This is a genomic window from Streptomyces sp. NPDC058008, from assembly GCF_042886395.1.
GTDB lineage: Bacteria > Actinomycetota > Actinomycetes > Streptomycetales > Streptomycetaceae > Streptomyces.
Map to the genome: position 1 here is coordinate 379516 of NZ_JBHVQX010000002.1, position 22987 is coordinate 402502.

Below are 22987 nucleotides of genomic sequence, written 5' to 3' on the forward strand. Positions count from 1 at the left end.
CCGTGGGAGGCTCTGAAAATGCCCCGACCAGCCGCCCGCGTACTGACCCTCCTGGAGCTGCTGCAGTCGGGCGGCACCCGGACGGTGGCCGAGCTCGCCGAGCGGCTCGGCGTGGACGGGCGCACCGTGCGGCGGTACGTGGACCAGCTGATCGATCTCGACGTGCCCGTGGAGTCGGTGCGCGGCCGGTACGGCGGGTACCGGCTCGGCGCCGGGTACCGTCTGCCGCCCCTCATGCTCAGCGACGACGAGGCGTTGGCCGTCCTCCTCGGCCTGGTCGCCGGCCGTCGGGCGGGGCTGATGACGGCGGGGCGCACGGCGGGTGAGACGGCGTCGGCGAAGATCCGCAGGGTGCTGCCCCGGCACCTCGCCGGCCGGCTCGACACGCTCCTGGAGTCGGTCGCCTTCACGGACCGGCCGGGTGAGTTCGCCTCCCCGGACGCCGGGGTCCTGCTCACCCTGGCCGATGCCGTACGTCACGGCAGGCCCGTCTCGATGAGGTACACGGGCGGTGACGGCCGGCGCAGTGAGCGCACCGTGCACCCGTACGGGATCGTCGCCCACGCGGGGCGGTGGTACGTCACCGGCAGGGACCCGCTGATCGGGGAGGACCGGACCTTCCGGCTCGACCGCATCACGGACGCCCGGGCCCTCCCCGGATCGTTCGAGGTGCCCGCGGACGGTGATCCGGCCCGGCGCCTGCTGTCGGGGTTCGCCACGGCCGCGTACCGGTACGACGTGGTCGTGCGGATCCACGGAACGGCCGGGCAGATCCGCGCCCGCCTGCCCGCCGCCGTCGCGCGGTTGGAGGAGTACGAGCCCGCCGAGGGAGAGGAGTTCGGGGAGGGCGGTCCCGGGGAGGGCGGCAGTGGTGCTGACGCGCGCTGGTGGCGTGTGCTCGTCAGGGCGGAGCGGCTCGACTGGCTGCCTCCCGCGCTGGCCGCGCTCGACCGGCCGTTCGTCGTCGAGCGTCCCGATGAACTCCGCGACCTCGTGGCCGCGTTCGCCGACCGCCTCGCGTCCTTCGCCCGCCGCGCCTGACCGCGGCCCACCCGCCGGCGACGCCCGCGACCAGCCCGCGGTGCGCCCGCGATCGGCCCACCCCGACCCGGTCCCTGAGCGGGTCCTGAGCCGCCCCGGGGGCGGGTCCGGGCGCCGTCACGGGGTCGGGCCCAGGGGCCGGGCTCGGGCTCTGGGGCCGGGGTCAGGCGGGCCCGGCTGGTGGGGGGCAGGGGCAGGGCCGGGCGCGGGCCCGGCGGCCGGGGCCGTGCTCCGTCACGGGGGACGGCTCAGTGGCTGGCTCGGCGGCCGGCCGGCCTGGCCCAGGGGCCGGCTCAGGGGCGGGGCCAAGGCCGGCCGCCGATGCGTTCGATGTCCGAGTTGAAGCGGCGCAGGTAGCCGGCGAAGGCGGAGATGTCCTCGTCGCGCCAGTCGGCCATGACGCGTTCCAGCGAGCTGACCATGCCCTCACGTTCCGCGTCGAGCGTCCTCGCGCCCTCCTCCGTGATCCGGAACTTGCGGGCCATGCCGCCGTCCGGGTCGGGGATGCGCTCCACGAAGCCCGCGCGCATGACCGCGGCGGTCTGCCGGTTGAGGGTCGAGACGTCGAGGTCGAAGGCCTCACTGAGCTCGCCGACGGACATCGGGCCCTGGACGCGGATGCGGCTGAGCAGGACGTACGCGCTGCGCTCCAGGAGGCCGTCCTTGCGGCGCCCCTTTCTGTGGGTCAGCAGGCCGTGACGGCTGAGCAGCATCTGCTCGTACTCGACCTCGTGCGTTGCCCTGTTCATGCGCGGGCACCTCCTGCTTCCTGCCGGGCGGGTCCGGTGTGTCGTCGTGCCGTCGTGCGTAATGACTTCATCGTATGTTTACGGGGAAGTGCATAGACCACACAATGTGCATGATGCAATGGACGTGTACGATGCCATAGTCTTTCTACCGAACAGATAGCCGAGGATCCGCGATATGGATGCCCCCCAGCCCACAGCCCGCGCCGGCGGCGTGATCACGACGCTGGCACTCGCCGGCACCGTCGCCGCGGTGATGCAGACGCTGGTGACCCCGCTCATCGCGGAGCTGCCGCGGATTCTGGACACCTCGTCCTCGAACGCGGCCTGGGTGGTCACCGTCACCCTCCTGGTCGCCGGTGTGTGCGTGCCGGTGACCGGCCGACTCGGTGACCTCCTGGGCAAGCGCCGCATGCTCCTCGCCTGCGCGGTCCCGCTGATCATCGGCTCGATCGTGTGTGCGCTGGCCTCCTCCGTCGTTCCGATGATCGTCGGGCGTGGGCTCCAGGGCATGGGCATGGGCATGGTGCCGCTCGGCATCGCACTGCTGCGCGACGTGGTGCCCGCCGAGAAGCTCAGCGGGTCGATCGCCCTCGTCAGTGCCTCCATGGGCATCGGCGGCGCCCTCGGCCTGCCGATCTCCGCCGCCGTCGCCGAGTACACCAGCTGGCGCGTGCTCTTCTGGGGTTCCGCCGTCCTCGCGGTGATGATCGCCGTACTCATCTGGGCGTTCGTCCCGGACGTCCCGGCCGGTGCCAAGGGCCAGCGGTTCGACGCGCCCGGCGCCATCGGGCTGGCCATCGGCCTGGTGTCCCTGCTGCTGGCGATCTCCAAGGGTGCCGACTGGGGCTGGGGCTCGGGCACCACGCTGGGCCTGTTCGCCGTGGCGGTCGTGGCCCTCGGCGCCTGGGGGTTCTACGAGCTGCGTACCCGTGACCCGCTGGTCGACCTGCGCACCACCGCCCGTCCGCGCGTGCTGCTGACCAACATCTCGTCGATCCTGGTCGGCGTCGGCATGTACTCCTTCATGCTGATCGCGCCGCAGATGCTGCAGTTCCCGGAGGCCACCGGGTACGGCCTCGGGCAGTCGATGCTGGCCGCCGGCCTCTGGATGGCACCCGGTGGCGTGATGATGATGATCGTCTCCCCGCTCGGCGGAAAGCTGATCAACGCACGAGGCCCCAAGATCGCCCTGGTCCTCGGCGCCCTCGTGATCTCCGCGGGCTACGGCATCTCCCTGTTCCTCATGGGTTCCGCCTGGGGCCTGATGATCGTCGGAATCGTCATCAACAGCGGCGTCGGCCTGGCCTACGGTGCGATGCCCGCCCTGATCATGAGCTCGGTCCCGCTCTCGGAGACCGCCGCCGCCAACGGCTTCAACACCCTGATGCGTTCGCTGGGTACCACCATCGGATCGGCTGTCATCGGTGTGGTGCTGGCGCAGATGACCATGAACCTCGGCGGCTACTCCCTGGCGTCCGAGGACGGGTTCCGCGTCGGCCTGATGATCGGCTGCGGTGTCGCCCTCGTGGCGGCGGCGGTCGCCTCGTTCATCCCGGGTCTCGTCCGGCCCGCCGCCGACGGCGACAAGGCCGGCACGGCCGCGGCCGGCAAGGTCACCGTCGAGGCCTGACCGGTCCACCGCGCAGCGCCCCGCCGGCCCCGTACGGCCGGACGGGGCCCCGCGCGACCCACCACCAGCGGCCCGTACGGCCACGAGTGGCCCCGCGCGGCGACGGAAAGCGCCCGCGTGGCCAAGGAACTGCCTGTGCGGCCACGGAGACCGTCCCCGCGCGGCGACGGAACCGCCCCCACGGCCACGACGGCCGTCCCCGCGCGATGACGGAACCGCCCGTGCGGCCACTGCGGGTTCCGCCGCCCCGCGACCACGGAAACGCCCGTACGCGGCGAAGGCCGCCTCCGCGCGACCGCGGAAACTCTCGTACGACCACAGAAGCGCCCCGACCGGGTTCACCGGCCGGGGCGCTTCGGCGTTCCCGGGCCCAGGAACTTTCTCGTGCACGGGCATTGACCGGGGGAGTGGGCCGACTTACGTTCTTCGCGTTGCCCTTCGTATGTCATATATGAGACGCGATATGAGAGCCGAGCGCCGTATGCAGCCAGCCCCGAGCACGCTCCCCCGCCGCCTCCGGCGTTCCGGGAGACGCTGAGCCCCCGTCAGCCCGGACGCGGGTCGGCACCACCCCCGCCGGCCCGACGGGCTCCGGCCCGGGGCACCAGGCGGCACACGGGCGTTCGGACGCGCCCCGGTCCACCGGTTCCCTCCGGCTCCGCGGTACCGACACGGTCCCGCGCTTCCCCGAAGCACCTTCATCCCGCACGGCCTCACGTCGCGGCGCGCTGTCGCCGTGCGCCCGCCGTGAGCACCCAGAGAAGAGAGCCGACCATGATCAAGCCCCGCAACAGCCGTATCGCCGCCGCCATATCCCTCGTATCAGCCCTGGCCCTCACCGCCACCGCCTGCGGTGACGACGGCAGCGGCATCACCGGCGCGAAGGGCGCCGAAGGCCCGGGGACGGGGAAGATCGTGTTCTGGGACGAGAACGGGGGCGTCCGCACGGCGATCTGGAAGGAGATCATCGCCGACTTCGAGAAGGCGAACCCGGACATCGACGTGCAGTACGTGGGCATCGCCTCCACCGAGGCCCAGTCCAAGTACGACACCGCCATCCAGGGCGGCGGTCTGCCGGACGTCGGCGGGGTGGGTGCCGCGATGGTCGCCGGGATCACCGCGCAGGACGCGCTGGAGCCGCTGGACGACCGGATCGGGTCGAGCTCCCTCAAGGGCAAGCTCAACGAGGCCATGGTCGAGAACGTGAGGAGCTCCGGCGGCCGGGACGAGATGTACACCGTGCCGATCTCCGCCACGAACGGTGTCCTCTACTACCGCACCGACCTGTTCGAGAAGGTCGGGCTGGGCGAGCCGGACACGTGGGACGCGTTCTACGAGGCCGCGGCGAAGCTGACGGACAAGCGGAAGAACCAGTTCGGCTACACCATCCGCGGCGGCCCGGGGTCCATCGCCCAGGCACTCGACGCGATGTACGGGCAGTCGGGCATCGAGTCCTTCTGGGACGAGGCCGGGACGAGGACGACGGTCAACGACCCCAAGAACGTGGCGGCGTTGGAGAAGTACGTCGCCCTGTACAAGAAGGACACCCCGGAGGCGGACCTCAACAACGACTTCACCAAGATGGTCGCCCAGTTCGACTCCGGCAGCATCGCCATGCTCAACCACAACCTGGGCTCCTACCAGGACCACGTCGGCTCGCTCGGCGTCGAGAAGTTCCGGGGCATCCCGCAGCCCGAACTGGCCGACGGCACCCGGGTGATGGTCTCCAACCCGGTCTCCGGCCTCGGCCTGATCAAGTCGTCCGAGAACAAGGCGGCGGCCTGGAAGTTCATCGAGTTCGCCGCCTCCCACGCCTCGAACTCGAAGTTCAGCGAGTCCGCGGGCCTGATCCCGGCCAACAAGGAAGCGGCCGAGGACCCCTGGCTCGACAAGGCCGAGACCACCAAGCTCGGCGCGGAGGCGCTGTTCTCCGGCAACACCAAGATCGTCCAGCTGCCGTACTACCTGCCGGACTGGAACACCCTGTCCAAGGCCGACAGCGAGCCCGGTTTCCAGAAGGTGCTGCTCGGCAAGACCAGCGCCAAGGACTTCCTGGACACGTTCGCCAAGAACCTCGACGAGGCCCAGGCGGAGTGGAAGGAACAGCAGGGCTGACCGTCCGGAGCCCGTGCTCCCTGAGCCGCGCTGCGGGAGGAGGGCCCGGACCGTGCCGCGCCAGCAGCGCCCCGCCCCGCCCGGTCCGTGCCGCGCCAGCAGCGCCCCGCACGGTCCGGGACGCAGGGCCCGGGAGGCGTCCGGTGCCGGGATCGCGCGTACGGCCCACGCGGCCGGGGCCGTACGGCCGCTCCGCGCGGGCCGTGCGGACATGCCCGTGCAGGCCGCGCCGGGTACCGGGGGCGGCCCCGGGCACTAGTCCAGGCCCTCCTCCCGCAGCTGGTACATCAGGAGGAACGTCCGGTAGGTCTCCGCGGACACGTCCACGCAGACGTCCGGCCGGTTCGTCCACGTCGACAGGTTGTCGAGGGCCCGCCGGCAGGCCACCTCGGTCTCGGCCTCGGACGGGATGTTCGAGATGAACGCGGCGATCAGCAGGACCACTGCGAGGACGACCACACCGATACGGATGCGCATGGTCTCCCAACGACCGTGCCGCCGGGCCGGTCACTCGGGGCCGGTGCCGGGCAGGCCGTCACTCGGGTTCGTCGGTGACCGGGGGCAGGTCCGGCTCGATGAACAGACCCGCGTACTGCGGTGTCGGCAGCGGGGCCGCGGAGCCCGCGTCGGTGGTCGTGGCGGTGCCCTCGGGGCGCCGCTGGGTCGTGCGGGCAGGCATGTCGGTCATCTCAGGTGTCCTGTACGTAGGTGTGTGTCGAGAGCCCCGTGACCGAGCCGCCGCCGTAACTGCCGGACTGGTCCCGACCGGTACGGCTACGAGGTGCCGCTACCGGTGCCGCGCCGCTCCGGGGGCGTCCGGATCATCGTGCGGTGCATGCAGACTGTAACCCTCCCAGCACGGCTTTCCCCCGGTATTGCGAGCTCGGCGTGACGCTCAGTGCGGCGGGGCGGGCTCGATGTTCTGGTTTGCGTGGAAGAGGTTGTGCGGGTCGTAGGTCCGCTTGGCCTCGGCGAGCCGGTCGTAGTGGCCCCGGTAGGTGGCCCGGACCCGGTCCTGCGACTCGCCGGTGCCGAGGAAGTTCACGTAGCCGCCGCCCATCGAGTACGGGTGCAGCGCCTCCCAGTAGTCCACGGCCCACTCGCGCAGCGCCGCCGCGTTGGCGGGGTCGGGGTCGATGCCGGCGATGACGCCGGACCAGCGGGCGTCACGGTAGGCCCAGGCGGTCTCGTCGGGGCCGACGCGGCCCGCGGCGCCGTCGACCGGGTACAGGTGCATGGTCGACAGGTCCGTGGGGAGCTTCTCCGCGAAGGAGGCGTGCACGTCGGCCGCGTCGTCGGTGATCCGGTCGAAGAAGTCGCCGCGCCAGTACCACTGGAGACCGGTCGGCATCAGCGCGTCGAACATGGTCTGGAGGGCCGGGTAGGGCATCGGCGTCGTGAAGTGGAAGGCGGGCGGCCCCGGTTCGCCGACCACGGCGAGGGTCTCGCCCAGCTCGTCCGGGTCGGCGGTCGAGGACCAGACCACCCCGCACATCTTCCGCCCGTGGATCTCCTCGGGGAAGGGCGGGCCCGGCGGTACGGTCAGCGCGGCGAAGAACCCGGACAGGTCGTCCGGTGCCTGCGGCAGGAAGTCGCGGTACCAGCGGATGACGTCGTGGAACAGCTCCAGCGGCCACAGGGTGATGGCGACCCCCACCGTGTCCACGGGGTGCAGGTCGAAGTCGAACGAGGTGACCACGCCGAAGTTCCCGCCGCCGCCCCGCAGCGCCCAGAACAGGTCGGAGTGCTCGCCGGGGTTCGCGGCGACGAAGGTCCCGTCGGCGAGGACCACGTCGGCGGAGACCAGGTTGTCCACCGTCAGGCCGTACCTGCGGGTGAGGTAGCCGTGGCCGCCGCCCAGGGTGAGTCCGCCGATCCCGGTCGTGGACATGATCCCCGCCGGGGTGGCGAGGCCGAAGGCGTGCGTGGCGTGGTCGAAATCGCCCAGCGTCGCGCCCCCGTCGGCCTGCGCGGTCCGGGTGGCCGGATCGACCCGCACACCACGCATGGGGGAGAGGTCGATCGTGACCGCGCCGTCGGACAGGGCGAGCCCGGGACCGCTGTGGCCGCCGCCCCGGACGGCCATCTCCAGGCCGTTGTCGTGGACGAAGCGGACCGCCGCCATCACGTCCGCCGTGTCGTGGCACTCGACCACCGCGGCGGGCCTCTTGTCGATCATGCCGTTGTAGACCGTACGGGCCCGCCCGTACTCCGGGTCCTCCGGGCCGACGACCGGGCCGCGCAGGGTGGTCCTCATCGTCTCGAGAAGGGTGCCGTCCATGATGATCGTCGTCTCCTCGCGCGTACGCGCCCGGCCTCCCCTGGCACTCGCATCCGGGTGAGGCTGCCGGGCCGGCGCCGGCACCCGGGGATGCCGCGCAGACGGGACCGAACACCGAAAGGCTTCCCCTTCAGCGTCCCGCCGCCGCGGGGGCGGCGCAATCGCGCGCCGTGCACCGGACCAGGCCGGGCCACGGCGCGGGGCCGGCCCGCCGCGCGGCTGCGGGGTACGTCCCGGACCGCGCACCGGTGCGTCCCCGCGGCCGTTCTACGCGTACGGGCCCACGAGCCCGGTGGACCAGGCACCGGACGCGGCGCCGAGCGGTCCGCCGAGACGCCGGGATCCCGCCGGGGCGACGGCACGGCCGGGGGCAGGTCTGTGCGGTGTGGGACAGGGGGGGCGGACTCACCGGGCGGGCGAAATTCGGGATCGCGGGACGGGGCAATGCCTTCGGATACATCGCGTGCGTCAGCAACTGCCGCTCTGCCGGAGGAAGTTGCTGACGCAGCGGCGGATCGGGCGGATGCGCTCGCGGCGCTGCGTGGAGGGGAAGGCCGTCGTGTGTGGTCGGAGCACCGTCCCGGATGGCGTAGAGTTCTACTCACAACGACGCGGGGTGGAGCAGCTCGGTAGCTCGCTGGGCTCATAACCCAGAGGTCGCAGGTTCAAATCCTGTCCCCGCTACTGAAGACAGAGGCCCGGATCCTTCCAAGGATCCGGGCCTCTGTCGTGTGCCGTCCTCCGGTCGCCGGTGGCGGGCTTGACCTTGACGCCGCGTAAAGGTCCAGCGTCTTCGGCATGGAGTGGTCCGTCCAGGAGATCCTCGGGCGGGCCGGCACCACGAGCCGCACGCTCCGGCACTGCGGAGGCGTCGGTCTCCTCGCGCGGAGCCGCACGGGCGCCAACGGCCACCGCTATGACGACCAGGAGGCCCTGGTCCGGCTCCAGCGCATCCCGCTGCCCGCGATCAGGGACGTACGGGAGGGCCGGCGGGGCACCGCCGCGGCGCTCCGGTCCCATCTGCGCCTGCTGGAGCAGGAGCGGGAGCGGGAGCGCATCGGGCGGCAGATCGCCTCGGTGCGGACCGCTCTCCGCCGGACGGAGGAAGGGGAGGAACTCATGATCGAAGAAGTGTTCGACTGATTCGACCATGCGGAGTACGAGCAGGAGGTCACCGAGCGCTGGGGGCGGGAGGCGTACGAGCGGGGTGACCGGTGGTGGCGTGGCCTGACGAGGCCGGGCGGGCCCGCTTCCAGGGCGTGCGCGAGGCCGTCGCCCGGGACCACGGGCGGGCCGGGGCGGCCGGCCTGGAGCCCGGCGGCGAGGAGGCCCAGGACATCGCGCGGCGCCACTGCGACTGGCTGTCGGCGACCACCGGGATCACCCGCGCGTACGTGACCGGACTCGGGGAGACGTATGCCGCCGACGCCCGCATCGGGAGGAACTACGATCGCCACGGAGACGGGACCGCCGTCTTCGTACGGGACGCGCTGACGACCTACGCGCGGCGCCGTCTCTCCGGCCGACCCCCGGAGGGCAGGGCCGGCGGGCTCCCCCCTTTGGCCGATGACGAGTCGCCGCTCGGCGCGGCTCCGGCCAGCCTGGGTGGGGCGCGGTACCGTCCGCAGCCGTGGGTGGACCGGGCAGGAGCGCACAGGTGCGGAAGCGGCACGGACGGCGAGGCGGAGTCGCCGGGAACTCCCGTTCCCGGCGATTCGTGCGCGCGCTGCCCGCCCTGCTGATCTGTATCGGGGTGGTCCTCGACTTCGGTACGCCGACGGCGGTCACCGCCGTACCGCTCTTCGCCGCCGCCCCGCTGATCGCCGCCCCGTTCTTCTCCCTGGCCAGCACCATGCGGGTCGCGGGGGCCGCGATCCTCGTGGTGCTCGTCATCCGCTTCTCCCAGGGTGTGCTGGGCGAGGTCGCGCCGATCACGGATCTGCTGACGCTGGTCACCGTCGCCGTGCTCTCCCTCGTCATCAACCGCGTCGTGCGCCGGGGCAACGAGCAGCTGGCCTCGGCCAGGTTCATCGCGGAGACCGCCATGCGCGCCGTGCTGCCGACGCCCGACGACCGGATCGGCGGCATGCTGGTCGCGGCGCGGTACGAGGCGGCGCAGGCGGACGAGTTCGTCGGCGGAGACCTGTTCGCCGTCGCGGACACCCCGTACGGGGTGCGCCTGGTCGTCGGGGACGTACGGGGCAAGGGGCTGGACGCCGTGGCGGCGGTGGCCGTCGTGATCGGGGCATTCCGGGAGGCGGCCGAGCAGGAGAGGTCGCTGGAGGGGGTGGTCCAGCGGCTGGAGCGGGCACTGGCACGGGAGGGCACGCGCCGGGGCGGGCTCGACTCCATGGAGGGGTTCGTCACCGTGGTGGTGGCGGAGATCCCGGTCGGCGCCGACACCCTGCGGGTCATCAACCGCGGCCACCCCGAGCCGATCGTGCTGTACCCGGACGGGGATCTCGACGTGCTGGCGCCGACCACCCCCGCCCTGCCCCTCGGGATGGGGCTGGGCGCGTGGCCGGACCGGTCGGACGAGTGGACGCTGCCGGCCGGGGCGATGTTCCTGGCGTTCACCGACGGCCTCTCCGAGGCGCGGGACGCGCAGGGCGTCTTCTACGACCCCGCGGCCCGGCTGCGCGGCCGGCTCTTCCCTGGGCCCGAGGAACTGCTGTCCGCCCTCACCGACGACGTACGGCTGCACACCCGCGGACGGTCGACGGACGACATGGCCCTCCTCGCGGTCGCCCGCCCCGCGCGGGGTCAGCGGGGGCGGCGGACGACGGTGAAGATCGTGCGACGGGACAGTGAATGACCGGTCGCGACGGTCGGTAGTCGAAGGACCCCGCTCCGCATAACATTTGACGCACCGTCAGAAACTGCTGGCCGGATGAAGGGCTCTCAAGTCGCCCGTTTGAGACCGTTTGACCCCTGAAAGTCCAGGCCGAAGCCGTGAACGATCTATCGGAACGGCTTGGAATCGGGCCCGGGTGTCTATTAACGTTCGATAACGCAGCGCGGTTGTACCTGCCGTCGCAAGAGGCGGCACCGTGCGCAGCGCCGAATTCCGCAAGGGAACCGGGGAACCACCTACATGGGGTGAATCGGACACCTGTGTCTCGTGAGAGACGAAGGGGCCCGTAGGAGACCTTCCTGCTCCGAACCCGTCAGCTAACCCGGTAGGCGAGAAGGAAGGAAAGGAGTGCGCCCACGTGGCGTCCAACCAGCCTGCCCCCGGGGCCCCGTCACCCTTCAGGTCCGACAGCTTCGGTGATGAGGACAGGACGTGGGAGGAATGGAACCCCACCGAGGAGTCCGTCCGTCCCGTCCGCGGCCGGCATCGCGTGGCCAAGCAGCGCGGCCTCGCCCGTAGCTCCACCGTCCTCGGCGTCGGCGTCATCGCGGCCGTCGGAGCGGGCGGCATGGCCACCGCGCAGAGCAAGCCGCCGGTCTCCATATCCCTTCCCGATTCCATCGCGGACAGTCTTCCCGATGCCAAGTCCCTGCCCGGCGTAGGCGCGTTCATGTCCGGCGGCTCCGACTCGGGCCACGAGACGGTCGCCGCGTCCTCCCCGCTCACCACCGCCGGTATCACCGCCGCCGAGGCCGAGCAGGGCGCCACCGACGCGGGCGAGGCGCTGCGCGCCCGCATCCTCCAGCAGGCCGAGCAGCAGCAGGCCGGGGCCGACGCCGACGCCCGGGCCGCCGAGGAGCAGGCGGCCGTCGAGGCTGCCGCGGCCCAGGCGGCGAAGAAGCAGAGCGCCGCCGAGGCCGAGGCCGCGGCGGAGAAGAAGGCGGCCGAAGAGGCGGCCGCGAAGAAGGCCGAGGCCGAGCGGCTGGCCAAGCTCGCCGCCAGTTACGCCGTCCCGACCTCCTCGTACTACATCAGCTCGACGTTCGGTCAGTCCGGTTCGATGTGGTCCTCCGGCTATCACACCGGGCTGGACTTCGCGGCCCCGACCGGCACCCCGGTCAAGGCCGTCCACAGCGGCACGATCAAGTCGGCCGGCTACTCCGGTTCCTACGGCTACCGCACGGTCCTGGTGCTCGATGACGGCACCGAGATCTGGTACTGCCACCAGTCCTCGATGGACGTGACGGCGGGACAGAAGGTCAGCACCGGCGACACCATCGGCCGCGTCGGCGCGACCGGCAACGTGACCGGCGCCCACCTGCACCTGGAGGTCCACACCGCGGACGGCTCGGGCATCGACCCGATGAGCTGGCTCCGCGGCAAGGGCCTCACCATCTGAGCCCGCGGGTCCTTCCGTGACGGGCCGGGCCCGGCCGGGGAGACCTGACCGTGGCCGGCCCGCGCGGGCCGGCCACGCCCGCGCAGGCCGGGCGCACCGGTAAGCGCTCGGGATGCGGGAGTCCGGTCCCGGTGGATCCGTGCGCGAGTCCCGGCCCGATCCGTACGAAGGACCCTTGGCGCCCGCGGTCGGCGCACCAGAACCCCGGCGGCCCTGACGCACGACCCCCCGACGTCAGGGCCGTCGGTTCTCTCCGTGGTCAAGAGCGCTCCACCGGGGCGAACGGTCCGGCCGGGCGGTCGTGCGCGGGGCAGGGGCCGGGCGGAGGCGTCCGGCCGGACCGGCCCGTGGGGCCCTCGACCGGGCGGGATGCGTCGCGGCCCTCCGGGGCGTCGTCCCTCCCGGCTCCGCCCGGCGCGACGGCCGTATCCACCGGTGGCCGTCTCCTGCGGCGAGCGTCAGAAGCGCGCCTGGCGGGGCAGGCGGCCCACTACGGCGCGCAGCCTCTCCCGCCCCGCCGAGACGCTCGCGTCCCACAGACCCGCTCCGTCACCGCTCAGCGAGAGGGACTGGAGCCGTCGCTCCTCGGCGAGGAAACCGGCGCCCGCCACGTTCTGGTCCAGCATCCCCGTCGCGGTGAGCGCCACATGGCCGCAGGACACGGCGTCGTCAGCGTGTCCCGAGCCATGGGCCAGCAGGGCGTACCGCAAGGTGAGGACGGCGAAGAACGCGTAGGTGCCGACGACATCGGTGATCCCCTCCTCCTTCGGCTGAAGCTCCGGGAACCGCTCCAGCAGCCGTAGGCGCTCGGCGGCGTCGGCGAGCGGCCGGTCGCACTGCCAGAGGCCGTGTACGGACTCCGCGTAGAGGTCCAGGTCGGATTCCCGGCCCGGTGCGGCCGCCCGCAAGCCCATGAACAGCGGCGTCATGCGTTCGGTGCCGGCGGCGACGAACAGGCGGACCGCGTCGCCGCCCCCGTCACCCAGCGCCTCCGCGACGGCGCGCTCCACCAGCGTCTCCACGTCCCGCCCTCCCGTTGGAACGGCCCTCCCGCTGGACCGGAGCGACAGGTTACCCAGCGGCCGGGCACCGGGGCTCGTCGGGCCGGAGCCCCGTGGGCGCCCGTCCGGGCGGGTGACTCCATCGGGGCGCGGCCGCGGACCGGCGGGAGAGGGCGGGGTCCCCGGGCGTGCGGTGCGGCGGTCCGCTTCCCGGGTGTGGTCCCGGCGGGTGCGCGGCGGAATATCTTCCTCTATGTCCTCGTTGTGCCGAGGCATGACATCTCTGCGCCCGCTCGGTTCCTCGAGCCTTCAGGTCTTCCCCCTCGCTCTCGGCGGCAACGTGTTCGGCTGGACGGCCGACCAGGAGCGGACGTTCGCCGTCCTCGACGCCTACGCGGCGGCCGGCGGCAACTTCATCGACACCGCCGACGCCTACACCGCGTGGATCCCCGGCAACGAGGGCGGTGAGTCGGAGACCCTCATCGGCGCGTGGCTGGCGTCCCGCTCCCGCCGCGACGATGTCGTCATCGCCACCAAGGTCGGCGCACACCCCTCGTACAAGGGGCTCGCGCCCTCCACGATCAAGGCGGCGGCCGAGGCGTCGCTCCGCCGGCTCGGCACCGACCACATCGACCTCTACTACACGCACTTCGACGACGAGAGCGTCCCCGTCGAGGAGATCGTCGCCGCGCTCGACGAGCTGGTGAAGGCGGGCACGGTGCGGGAGATCGCCGCCTCCAACATCAGCCCCGAACGGCTCCAGGCCTCCCTGGACTTCTCCGAGCGAGAGGGCCTGGCCCGCTACGTCGCCCTGCAACCGCACTACAACCTCGTCTCGCGCGACACCTACGAGGGCGCGCTCCAGGACACGGCGGCCCGCGCCGGTCTCGCCGCGGTCCCGTACTACGCGCTCGCCTCGGGCTTCCTCACCGGCAAGTACCGGCCGGGCGCGACGGTCGAGAGCGCGCGGGCCGAGGGCGCGGGCAAGCACCTGGACACCGAGCGCGGCCGCAAGGTGCTGGCGGCACTCGACCGGATCGCCCAGGAGCACGACGCGGAGATCGCCACCGTCGCGCTCGCCTGGCTGGCGTCGCAGCCGACCGTCGCCGCCCCGATCGCCTCCGCGCGTACGGTCGAGCAGCTTCCCGCCCTGGTGGCGGTGGCCGGCCTCCGGCTGACCGGGCAGGAGCTCGCGGAGCTGACCGAGGCCTCCGCCTGACGTTCCCGAGGTGCCCGAAGGCCCGTGTCGGACGGACCGTCCGCTCACGGGCCTTCGGGTATCCCAGGGGCCGGGGCCTTTCCGCCGGATCGATTCTCCGGACCGGGCACGCGCGTGCCCGGCCTGGTGCCACCCGCGCCGCACCCGAGGCCTCAGGCGGGCGGTCCGCTCCGCCTGCCGTCGTCCAGGTACGGGTTGTAGCCCCCGTAGTGCCGGTGCGGCGCGGGGAGCCGCTGCGGCGGGGGGCCGCCGTGGGGGAACTGACGGGGGAACGGGGGCCGCACCGGCGGCCGGTGGACGCGCAGCCGGCCCGTCGCGTGGGCGGCGTACGTCAGTGCCGGGCCCGCGATGTCCCTGCGCTGCCACAGGTGGTGCAGCAACTCCTGCTCGCGCACCGCGAAGTCGGGGCCCGCGCCGTCGTGGCGGGCCCGCCGTCGCAGCATGGCCAGGGACGTCGCGAACGACTCGTACTCGGCGACGGCGCGGGCCGCCGCCCTGCCCCGGGCGCGGTCGGGGTGGCCGTTCCAGTGCCGGGCCATGTCGCGGGCCATGCCGCGCGCCCGCATCGACGTCAGTGCGAGCGGTTCGGCGGGGGCCAGCCAGCCGGCCGCCGCGTACACCGGCAGTTCGACGGAGAGCGTGCGCAGTTCACGCTGGCGCGCCCAGATCGCCAGCCAGGTGACCAGGCCGAAGCTCGGCATCATGACGACGCCGTACACCAGGTAGAAGCCGTACGGTCCGATGGCCGACGAGCCGTTCCACAGGGCGTGCATGCCCATGGCGAGGACCAGCCCGAGCAGCGGCAGGACCACCCGGCGCACCCGGTGGCGTGCGCCGCCGAGCGCCGCGATGCCGAAGCCGATGCCGGAGAGCACCGTGAACAGGGGGTGCGCGAACGGTGACATCACCACGCGCACGAAGAACGTCCCCGCCGTCACGGAGGCGAAGCCCGTCGTACCGAGCTGCTGGTCCTCGCCGAAGGCGTTGCCCAGGTAGAGGATGTTCTCGGTGAACGCGAAGCCGGTCGCGGTGAAGCCCGCGACCACGATCCCGTCGACGATCCCGCCGAACTGCCGTCTGCGGAAGAGGAAGATCAGCAGGACCGCCACGGCCTTCGCGCTCTCCTCGACGACCGGGGCGACGAGGGTGGCACCGAGGGTGTCGGCGTTCGCCGGGTCCGCGGTGGCCGTCGCTATCCACCGGGTCGCGAAGGAGTTGGCGATGATCGCCACGAGCGCGGCGGCGCACGCGCCCCAGGCGAAGGCGAACAGCAGATTCCGCCACGGACCTGGTTCGACCCGGTCGAGCCAGCGGAACGCCGCCATCAGCAGCGGTACGGGCAGCACCGCCAGACCCAGCCCCACCAGGAAGCCCTCGGTGCCCGTCTGCTCGCGGACCAGGGCCAGGATCACCAGACCGCAGAGCGCGAGCACCGTGATCACCGCGCCGGCGCGGAACGCCTTGCTGCGCCAGACCAGGCCGACGCGGCGGGGCCGGTAACGCCACTGGCCTCGCTCCGGGACGGCGGCCAGGAACTCGTCGAGCTGCTGCTCCTCGAGAACCGGGACGGCCGGCTGCTGGTGCTGCACGGACCCCTCGGACATCCGACGACCCTAACGAGGGCGACTGACACCTGGCCACGCCACGGGGCGCGGGGGGCCGGGTGATGGCTGATCAGCTACGGGTGAAGAGCACGTCGTGCACGACGTGGCCCTTGTCCAGGCCCTGGCCCTCGAAGCGGGTCAGCGGCCGGAACGCGGGCCGGGGAGCGTAGCCGCCGTCGTCCCGGGTGTTCTCGAACAGGGGGTGCGCCGTGAGGACGTCCAGCATCTGTTCTGCGTACGGCTCCCAGTCGGTCGCGCAGTGGACGACCGCGCCCGGCTTCAGCCGCTGTGCGACCAGGTCGAGGAACTCCGGCTGGATGAGCCGGCGCTTGTGGTGCCGCTTCTTGGGCCACGGGTCGGGGAAGTACACCCGGAGCCCGTCCAGAGCGGCGGGCGCCAGCATCTCGCGGAGCAGGATGATCGCGTCACCGTTGGCGACCCGGACGTTGGACAGTCCGGCCCGGTCCGCGAGGCCCAGCAGGTTGCCCTGGCCGGGGGTGTGCACGTCGACGGCCAGGATTCCGGTGCCCGGGTCGTCGGCCGCCATGCGGGCCGTCGCCTCGCCCATGCCGAAACCGATCTCCAGGACCACCGGGAGGCCGTCGAACAGCGTGGGGAGGTCGAGGACACCGAGGCCGTCGATGTCCAGGCCCCACTTGGGCCACAGCCGCTGGAGGGCGTCCTCCTGGCCGGCGGTCACCCGGCTGCGGCGCGGCTGGAAGCTGCGGATCCGGCGCTCGTGGTGCGAGCCGGCCGGGTCGGCGGCCGGGCCGCCGGGGAAGCGGGGCTCCTGGCGCAGCCTGCGCATGCGCTCGAAGGAGGCCGCGCGGCGCGCCGCCTCGTCCGCGTCGGTGGAGGCCGCGTCGGTGGAGGCCGGGGCGGAGGCGGCCGACGAGACGCCGGGGCCGGCGCCGGACGCGGATTCCGGCGCGGTGCCGGGCGTCTCCGGGGCGGTGCCGGGCGTCTCCGGGGCGGTGCCGGGCGTCTCCGGGGCGGTGCCGGGCGTCTCCGGGGCGGTGCCGGGCGTCTCTGGGGTGGGGTTCACAGGCTCAGACACAATGACCCGATTCTACGGCGGGAGGCGTCCACCCCGACGCGTGAGCCCGCAGCAGGGCCCGCCGGGCCACCTCCCTCCCGATCGGCAGCGACGCGGTGGCCGCGGGCGACGGGGCGTTCAGCACGTGCACGGTGTGCGGGGCGTCCCGGATCAGGAAGTCGTCCACCAGGGTGCCGTCCCGCAGGACGGCCTGGGCCCGTACCCCGGCCGGGGCGGGCCGCAGATCGGCCTCCGTCACCTCCGGCAGCAGCCGCTGGACGGCCCGGGTGAACGCGCTCCTCGACAGGGAGCGGTACAGCTCCCCCGCGCCGTACCGCCAGTGCCGCCGGGCGACACGCCAGGAGCCGGGCCAGGCCAGGGTGGCGGCCAGCTCGCCCGGGTTGACGTCCGCCCGGCCGTACCCCTCGCGGGCCAGCGCCGGCACGGCGTTCGGCCCGACGTGGACCGTGCCGTCCACGCCCCGGGTCAGATGCACCCCGAGGAAGGGGAACGCCGGGTCCGGCACCGGGTAGACGAGTCCGCGCACCAGCTCGGGCCGTGCCAGCTCGTAGTACTCCCCGCGGAACGGCACGATGCGGACCCCGGGGTCGTCGCCCGCGAGCCGGGCCACCCGGTCGCTGTGCAGCCCCGCGCAGTTGACCAGCACCCGGGCCCTCACCACCCGGCCGTCCGCCGAGCGCACCGCGACACCCCACGGGCGCCGGTCGACGGCGACGACCTCCGCGCCGTAACGGATGCGCCCGCCCGCGGCGATCGTCTCGGCGGCGAGACGGACGGCCACCGCCGTGAAGTCGCACACCCCCGTGGTCCCGACCCGGATGGCGGCCAGACCGCGCACACTCGGCTCGTGCTCCGCGATCTGGGCGGGGCCGAGCTCCCGGACGGGCAGCCCGTGCGCCCGGCCGCGCTGCACCAGGGCGTGCAGCCGGGGCAGCTCACCGCTGCCGGTCGCGACGATCAGCTTGCCCGTCACCGCGTGGTCGATCCCGTGCTCCGCGCAGAAGTCCACCAGCTCGGAGGCGCCCCGCACCGCGTAGCGTGCCTTGAGCGAGCCCGGTGGGTAGTAGATGCCGCTGTGGATCACGCCGCTGTTGCGCCCGGTCTGATGCCGGGCCGGGCCCCACTCCTTCTCCAGCACCGTGACCCGGGTGCCGGGCGCGGTGCGCGTGATCGCGTACGCCGTCGAGAGACCGACGATTCCGCCACCGATCACCAGTACGTCGCAGTCGTACGCCGCGTGCGTCATCATCACGCCACCTCCCACCCCGATAGTGCACTGACCCACTGACAACGGCCTCAAACCAGCTACCGGGCACGCGTGAGGGAGCGCCCCGCTCGCGGATCCGGCGAAACCGGGGCGTACCGGTGGCCGCCAGGACCGCACACGGGGCTGGACCGCCGTCCCGAAGCCCGGTCCGGCACCCGCCCCGGGCCGGGAGCCCGGCCCCGAAGCCCGGTCCCGGTGCCCGCTCCGAGCGTCCGGCCCCCCGTTCCGGCCCGCCTAGACCGGGGAGACGAGGAGCGGACGGGCCCGTTCCCGCAGCTCCGCCACGCGGGGCTCGTCCCCGTACGGTTCGAGGCGGTGCAGGAGGTCGCGTACGTACTCGGTGGTGCGCGCCGAGGAGATGCGCCCCGCCACCTCCACGGCGCGGGTGCCCGCCGCGCAGGCGGCGTCGAGGTTGCCGGACTCCAGCTCGGCGACCGCGGACACGACGAGACGCAGCCCGTGGGAGCGTATGAACTCGTCGGTGGGTTTCGACAGGGCCTGCTCGGTGAAGCGCCGGACCTGGCGCGGCGCCTTGAGGTCGCGGTAGCACTCCGCGGCGTCGGCGGCGAACCTGTCGTACGAGTAGAAGCCGAGCCACGCCGGGTCGGAGTCACCGGTCCGGGAGCGCTCCAGCCAGCTCTCGGCCGCCCGCAGCGCGGCCCCCGCGGCCGGTGCGTCGCCCGCCTTGGCATGGGCGCGGGCCTCCACGAGCCGGAAGAAGCTCATGGTCCGCGCGGTGGCGAGCCCGCGGTTGCGTTCGACCGCGGCCTGGGCGAGGTCCACGCCCTCGTCGGCGAAGCCCCGGTAGGTCGCCTGGAGGGACATCGACGCCAGGACGTATCCCCCCAGCGGCACGTCGGCGGCGGCGCGGGCCAGGCGCAGGGCCTGGATGTAGTAACGCTGGGCGGCCTCCTGCTGGCCGGTGTCGAAGGCCATCCACCCGGCGAGCCTGGTCAGCTCGGCGGAGGCGCCGAAGAGCGCCCTGCCCACCTCGTCGCTGTAGGAGCCCAGCAGGAGCGGTGCGGCGTCGACGCGTAAGCACTCCGGGACCATGGACGAACGCCAGTCCCCGCCGCCGTACTTGGAGTCCCACCGGCGCGCGTCCTGGGCCGCCTCGCGCAGCTTGGTCACGTCGCTGTGCCCCACGCGCAGCAGCGGGCTCTCGCCGGCTCCCGCCGCGTCCGGGCCGGGCTGGACGGGTACGCCGCCCTGCGCCCCGGATGCGCCCTCCTGGCCGAGGACCGCGGCACGGGCGGCGCTCGGGTCCCGCGCCACCGACGGATCGGCGGGGGTTATGAGCCAGCGGGACGCGGGGGTCGCATAGGCGCTCACGGCGAAGGAACCCGCCAGCGACTGCCAGATCCCGCCGCCCCGGCGGCCCGCCAGATCCAGCCGGTACAGATCCGTCGCCGAGCGCACCGCCTCGCCCACGTCGCGGGGGAAGGCCAGACCGACCTCGGGCGCCGGATCGGCGTCGGCGAGCCCGATCTCGTGCAGGGGGACGGGACGGCCGAGTTTGGCCCCTATCGCCGCCGCGATGAGATGGGGCGCGGCGCCTTGCGGCACCATGCCCTTGGCCACCCACCGGGCCACCGAGGTCTTGTCGTAACGAAGGGTCAGACCACGCTGCGCCCCGAGGTCGTTGACCCGCCGGGCGAGGCCGGCGTTGCTGATTCCCGCGAGGGCGAGAACCGTGCCGAGCTTCTCGTTCGGCCCGCGTTGCTCCCTGGACATAGCCACCCCTCGACACACAGACGGCTGCCGCGTCACCGTCAGGCGCGCGGCATTCGTACCGTGTTCTCCCCAGCTACGGCCCCGGGCACTCCGGCCGCACACGCATTTGGCCGAGCCCCGTGGAATATGCCGCTCTGCTGAGAACGCCGGTAAACCCAGCGTAGTTCGCCGCATCCCCACCGTTAAGGGGCAGACCTTCGTATGGCGGGAATGTTGTCCGTGCCGTGGGAGCCGTGGGGACCGTGCTCCTGATGTGTGGCCGTGCGCCCGGCCGTGCGCTCTGGCCCGGCCGGTCCGCAAGCGCTTCGATGGTCCTGCGTGGGTCGGCCCGCTGAACTGGACTCGGCGGGCTGGGGGAGACCGCCGCCCCAATCCCCGCGGGCGGCGAACCGGTCCGGGAGGTGATGAACACCTCCCGGACTGTGCGCCGTACGGGCGGGGTTCGGGTAGGCGTACGTGCGGGCCGGCGCACCGGGGGGACGTACCGGACCGCACGTCGCCGCACCCGGAGGGGTGCTGCGGGAGCGGTGCCGCGGAGGTGCGGAAGGACCGTACGCGAGCGCCCCCGGTGTCCCGCCGTGGACGAAACGCGCGGTTGTGCCGCGACCGGAAAATGGCCGAATAGCGTCGGTCGGGCGTCGTGCCGCGCGGCCGCCCGACTATGGCTGGATTACGTGGGTTCCACGGCCTGGGCGGGACGGGGCCTTGCCCGGGGGGCGCCGCCCCAACTCCCGGAAGATCCAATTCCGTTGCGGACGGCCCTCGGTGCCGTGGTCAGGCCTTTGCCAGGGGCGCATGCGCATCCCGTGTGCGCCGCCCGTACCCCCTCCCGGGCGCCGTTGTCGTGGCAGCATGTCCCGCGACGGCGTTTCCCGTGTCCTGGGGCGCCGGTTCGTCCACAGCCTGTGGAGGCGGCGATGCGTTGGTTGGTGGGGTGGAGCAGTATCGCCGCGAGCTTCGGCACCGTGGGTGCGGTCGGCCACCACGGGGAGGGGCGCACCGTCCATCCGGTCGGCTCCCAGCTCCTCTGGGGGGACCCGGACCCGCTCTGGGCCGTGGGTGACTGGCGGCCCGACGAGATCCGCGTCATCACGGTCGCGACCCCCGAGGGAGCGCCCACCACCCGGCTCGCCGTCCTCGGCTGCTGCGGGGCCACCGACGAACAGCTCCGCGTCGGCCTGCTGGCCGCGCGGGGCGGGGCGCTGCGCCATCTCACCGCCTGGTCCGGGAGTTACACGGCCGTCGTGCAGATCGGCCGGCGGATCACCGTCGTCGGGGACCTCGCCGGTGCCCGCCCCGTCTTCCACACCCCCTGGGCCAACGGCACCGCGTACGCCACCGCCGCCCTCCCGCTCGCCGACCTCATCGAGGCGCAGCTGGACATCGGCCACCTCGCCGCGCTGCTGGCCTGCCCCGAGACCCCGGAGGCGCTGGGCGACGGCACCCCGTACGCGGGGGTGAAGCGGATCCCGCCCGGGCACGCCCTGATCCTCCGCGAGGGCTCGCGCGAGATCACCGGGTACGAGGCGGTGGCCTCCCTCGCCGTGGCGGCCCCCCAGACCGACCCGGTGAGCGCCGTCGAAGGCGTACGGGACGCGCTCGTCGACGCCGTACGCGCACGGCTCACGGCCCCGCGCCACGCCCCGGAGACCCTGCCGCCCGACCCCGGGCCCGTCCCCGGCATGGGGCCCGCCGAACGCCGTGCGGCGCGTGGGGCGCCCGTCCCCGGCATCGGCGCCGACCTCTCCGGGGGCAGTGCCTCCGCCACGCTCGCCCTGCTGGCCGCCGGGCTGCCCGGACTGCCGGGCACCGTGCTGGGCCACGGCACGGGCGCGGGCGAACGGCTCCTCGCCGTCACCTTCAACGACCTCTCCGCGCACGGCCGCGAGGACGAGATGGAGCGCGCCCGGGCCATCGCGGCCAACCCCCGGCTGCACCACGTGGTCGTGGCGGCGGGCGAGGAGGCCCTGCCGTACGCGTCGCTGGAGAGCGGCCCGCTCACCGACGAACCCGCCCCCTCCCTCGTCGTCGCCGAACGCCATCGCCGCCGGCTGGCGGCGGGCAGCGCGGACCACTTCGTCGGCCATGGCGCCCGGCAGGTGCTGGACGCGCACCCGGCACGGCTGGCGGACCTCCTCATGGACCGGCGCAGACGCCATCTCCTGCGGCCCGTCGCCGCGCTCGCGATGGCCGAAGGGCCCTCCGCCCAGTCCCTGTTCGTCCCGCTGTCCGTCTACCGTGCCGCGCGCCGGCTGGCCCGTACGTCGTACCGCACCGGTCTGGAGACGGCCGCCTCCCTGCTGCCCGAGGCCAACCGCCACACCCCCGGCCTCGACACCCCGGCCGACGCCTCGCTCGCCTCCCTCACCTGGTCACGACCCGGGCCGGCGGCACGCTGGCTGACGGGGGAGGCCCTCGCGGAAGTATCGGTTCGCCTCCAGGAGGCGGCCATCCGGCCCGCCTCCGTCCAGCGCCCCGGGGAGGCCAGGGCCCGTGCGGCGCTGGCCCGGCACGCGGCCGACCAGCGGATCCTCGAACAGGCCGCGGAGATCCGCAGCCAGCGGCTGCACGCCCCCTACCTCGACAACCAGGTCGTCCGGGCGGCCCGCGCCCTCCCGGAGTCCCTGCGGGTCCAGCCCGGCGCCCGGGCCGCGATCCTGCGCCGGGTCCTCGCGGGTGCGGGCATCCACGACCTGCCGCCCGGCTGGGGAACCCCGTCGCAGGCCACGTCCACCGCGGCCGGCCGCATCGGTCTGCGTGCCGCCCTCCCCGAACTGATCGCCCTGTTCGACGCCCCGCTGCTCGCCGACGCCGGCCTGATCGAGGCCCGCGTCGTCCGCAAGGCGCTGCGCGCGGCCTCCGAGGGCGAGCCCCTGCCGCTGGACGGCCTGGCCGAGCTGGCGTCCACGGAGCTGTGGCTCCGCCGGCTGATCACCCGCCGGGGCACCTGCTGGACCGGTACGGCGGCTCCACGGCAGCGTGCGGTGGCAGGCGGCGTGGTCCCGGCCCGCCGCACCTTGCAGCCGTAACGGGCGC

16 protein-coding genes, 1 tRNA gene, 1 pseudogene and 1 riboswitch are annotated in these 22987 nt (G+C 73.5%); of the genes and pseudogenes, 9 read left to right on the forward strand and 9 right to left on the reverse strand.

All coding sequences use genetic code 11. The features are described 5' to 3' along the window. Positions 1-18: 18 nt before the first annotated feature. Entirely contained in the window at positions 19-1041 is a 1023-nt protein-coding gene (locus ACFVS9_RS03485) for a helix-turn-helix transcriptional regulator (protein WP_389929762.1), read from the forward strand. A 293-nt stretch (positions 1042-1334) separates the two neighbouring features. Here the strand turns inward: ACFVS9_RS03485 and ACFVS9_RS03490 are convergent, their stop codons facing one another. After that, positions 1335-1790, reverse strand: coding sequence for a MarR family winged helix-turn-helix transcriptional regulator (locus tag ACFVS9_RS03490; protein ID WP_383114143.1), 456 nt, complete (start codon positions 1788-1790; stop codon positions 1335-1337). A gap of 175 nt (positions 1791-1965) precedes the next feature. Here ACFVS9_RS03490 and ACFVS9_RS03495 point away from each other — a divergent pair, with 175 nt between their 5' ends. Both ACFVS9_RS03495 and ACFVS9_RS03500 read left to right on the forward strand, forming a co-directional pair. Next, positions 1966-3420 (forward strand): MFS transporter, encoded by a 1455-nt coding sequence (locus ACFVS9_RS03495; RefSeq protein ID WP_383114142.1) that lies wholly within the window; start codon positions 1966-1968, stop codon positions 3418-3420. A gap of 774 nt (positions 3421-4194) precedes the next feature. Further along, on the forward strand, positions 4195-5535 hold the full coding sequence (locus tag ACFVS9_RS03500; RefSeq protein ID WP_389929765.1) for an ABC transporter substrate-binding protein: 1341 nt from the start codon (positions 4195-4197) through the stop codon (positions 5533-5535). Positions 5536-5790: 255 nt separating this feature from the next. Here the strand turns inward: ACFVS9_RS03500 and ACFVS9_RS03505 are convergent, their stop codons facing one another. From ACFVS9_RS03505 to ACFVS9_RS03515, 3 genes are all read right to left on the reverse strand, one after another. After that, complete coding sequence (locus tag ACFVS9_RS03505) at positions 5791-6012, reverse strand: hypothetical protein (protein WP_383114140.1); 222 nt, start codon at positions 6010-6012, stop codon at positions 5791-5793. A gap of 58 nt (positions 6013-6070) precedes the next feature. After that, positions 6071-6223, reverse strand: a complete 153-nt coding sequence (locus ACFVS9_RS03510; RefSeq protein ID WP_383114139.1) for a hypothetical protein — start codon at positions 6221-6223, stop codon at positions 6071-6073. 207 nt (positions 6224-6430) lie between these two features. Further along, positions 6431-7816 (reverse strand): FAD-binding oxidoreductase, encoded by a 1386-nt coding sequence (locus ACFVS9_RS03515; RefSeq protein WP_389929768.1) that lies wholly within the window; start codon positions 7814-7816, stop codon positions 6431-6433. 610 nt (positions 7817-8426) lie between these two features. On the opposite strand from ACFVS9_RS03515, the gene ACFVS9_RS03520 reads away from it, so the two are divergent. From ACFVS9_RS03520 to ACFVS9_RS03535, 4 genes and pseudogenes are all read left to right on the forward strand, one after another. Next, positions 8427-8500 (forward strand) — tRNA-Met (locus tag ACFVS9_RS03520). A gap of 114 nt (positions 8501-8614) precedes the next feature. Continuing rightward, positions 8615-9336, forward strand: a pseudogene (locus ACFVS9_RS03525) (TipAS antibiotic-recognition domain-containing protein); the annotation flags it as partial. Positions 9337-9446: 110 nt separating this feature from the next. Then, positions 9447-10631 carry a PP2C family protein-serine/threonine phosphatase gene (locus ACFVS9_RS03530; RefSeq protein ID WP_383114137.1) on the forward strand — a complete coding sequence of 395 codons (1185 nt, stop codon included), beginning with the start codon at positions 9447-9449 and terminating at the stop codon, positions 10629-10631. Positions 10632-10864: 233 nt separating this feature from the next. Further along, a riboswitch (cyclic di-AMP (ydaO/yuaA leader) is annotated at positions 10865-11017 on the forward strand. A gap of 11 nt (positions 11018-11028) precedes the next feature. Beyond that, positions 11029-12069: a M23 family metallopeptidase gene (locus ACFVS9_RS03535; protein ID WP_389929770.1), complete on the forward strand. Its 1041-nt coding sequence runs from the start codon at positions 11029-11031 to the stop codon at positions 12067-12069. A 458-nt stretch (positions 12070-12527) separates the two neighbouring features. On the opposite strand, the gene ACFVS9_RS03540 is transcribed toward ACFVS9_RS03535, so the two are convergent. Beyond that, on the reverse strand, positions 12528-13091 hold the full coding sequence (locus tag ACFVS9_RS03540) for a hypothetical protein (RefSeq protein WP_389929772.1): 564 nt from the start codon (positions 13089-13091) through the stop codon (positions 12528-12530). Between the two features lie 253 nt (positions 13092-13344). On the opposite strand from ACFVS9_RS03540, the gene ACFVS9_RS03545 reads away from it, so the two are divergent. Then, the gene (locus ACFVS9_RS03545) at positions 13345-14289 is read left to right on the forward strand and encodes an aldo/keto reductase (protein ID WP_389929774.1); all 945 of its coding nucleotides are present in this window, start codon (positions 13345-13347) and stop codon (positions 14287-14289) included. A 152-nt stretch (positions 14290-14441) separates the two neighbouring features. On the opposite strand, the gene ACFVS9_RS03550 is transcribed toward ACFVS9_RS03545, so the two are convergent. From ACFVS9_RS03550 to ACFVS9_RS03565, 4 genes are all read right to left on the reverse strand, one after another. Next, positions 14442-15893, reverse strand: a complete 1452-nt coding sequence (locus tag ACFVS9_RS03550; RefSeq protein WP_389929776.1) for a PrsW family intramembrane metalloprotease — start codon at positions 15891-15893, stop codon at positions 14442-14444. 70 nt (positions 15894-15963) lie between these two features. Then, positions 15964-16938 (reverse strand): tRNA (guanosine(46)-N7)-methyltransferase TrmB, encoded by a 975-nt coding sequence (gene trmB / locus ACFVS9_RS03555; protein ID WP_389929778.1) that lies wholly within the window; start codon positions 16936-16938, stop codon positions 15964-15966. A gap of 4 nt (positions 16939-16942) precedes the next feature. Then, on the reverse strand, positions 16943-18199 hold the full coding sequence (gene lhgO / locus ACFVS9_RS03560; RefSeq protein WP_389929780.1) for an L-2-hydroxyglutarate oxidase: 1257 nt from the start codon (positions 18197-18199) through the stop codon (positions 16943-16945). Positions 18200-18451: 252 nt separating this feature from the next. After that, the gene (locus ACFVS9_RS03565) at positions 18452-19951 is read right to left on the reverse strand and encodes a sporulation protein (protein ID WP_383114130.1); all 1500 of its coding nucleotides are present in this window, start codon (positions 19949-19951) and stop codon (positions 18452-18454) included. Positions 19952-20868: 917 nt separating this feature from the next. On the opposite strand from ACFVS9_RS03565, the gene ACFVS9_RS03570 reads away from it, so the two are divergent. Continuing rightward, the gene (locus ACFVS9_RS03570; RefSeq protein WP_383114129.1) at positions 20869-22980 is read left to right on the forward strand and encodes an asparagine synthase-related protein; all 2112 of its coding nucleotides are present in this window, start codon (positions 20869-20871) and stop codon (positions 22978-22980) included. Positions 22981-22987: the final 7 nt, after the last annotated feature.

What these genes read in the sequence shown, in the direction of transcription:
- ACFVS9_RS03545 (WP_389929774.1), top strand. Translation starts at nt 13,345, where the DNA reads ATGACATCTCTGCGCCCGCTCGGTTCCTCGAGCCTTCAGGTCTTCCCC.
- ACFVS9_RS03550 (WP_389929776.1), bottom strand. Translation starts at nt 15,893, where the DNA reads ATGTCCGAGGGGTCCGTGCAGCACCAGCAGCCGGCCGTCCCGGTTCTC.
- ACFVS9_RS03565 (WP_383114130.1), bottom strand. Translation starts at nt 19,951, where the DNA reads ATGTCCAGGGAGCAACGCGGGCCGAACGAGAAGCTCGGCACGGTTCTC.
- ACFVS9_RS03485 (WP_389929762.1), top strand. Translation starts at nt 19, where the DNA reads ATGCCCCGACCAGCCGCCCGCGTACTGACCCTCCTGGAGCTGCTGCAG.
- ACFVS9_RS03495 (WP_383114142.1), top strand. Translation starts at nt 1,966, where the DNA reads ATGGATGCCCCCCAGCCCACAGCCCGCGCCGGCGGCGTGATCACGACG.
- lhgO (WP_389929780.1), bottom strand. Translation starts at nt 18,199, where the DNA reads ATGATGACGCACGCGGCGTACGACTGCGACGTACTGGTGATCGGTGGC.
- ACFVS9_RS03515 (WP_389929768.1), bottom strand. Translation starts at nt 7,816, where the DNA reads ATGGACGGCACCCTTCTCGAGACGATGAGGACCACCCTGCGCGGCCCG.
- ACFVS9_RS03505 (WP_383114140.1), bottom strand. Translation starts at nt 6,012, where the DNA reads ATGCGCATCCGTATCGGTGTGGTCGTCCTCGCAGTGGTCCTGCTGATC.
- ACFVS9_RS03500 (WP_389929765.1), top strand. Translation starts at nt 4,195, where the DNA reads ATGATCAAGCCCCGCAACAGCCGTATCGCCGCCGCCATATCCCTCGTA.
- ACFVS9_RS03570 (WP_383114129.1), top strand. Translation starts at nt 20,869, where the DNA reads ATGCGTTGGTTGGTGGGGTGGAGCAGTATCGCCGCGAGCTTCGGCACC.
- ACFVS9_RS03490 (WP_383114143.1), bottom strand. Translation starts at nt 1,790, where the DNA reads ATGAACAGGGCAACGCACGAGGTCGAGTACGAGCAGATGCTGCTCAGC.
- ACFVS9_RS03510 (WP_383114139.1), bottom strand. Translation starts at nt 6,223, where the DNA reads ATGACCGACATGCCTGCCCGCACGACCCAGCGGCGCCCCGAGGGCACC.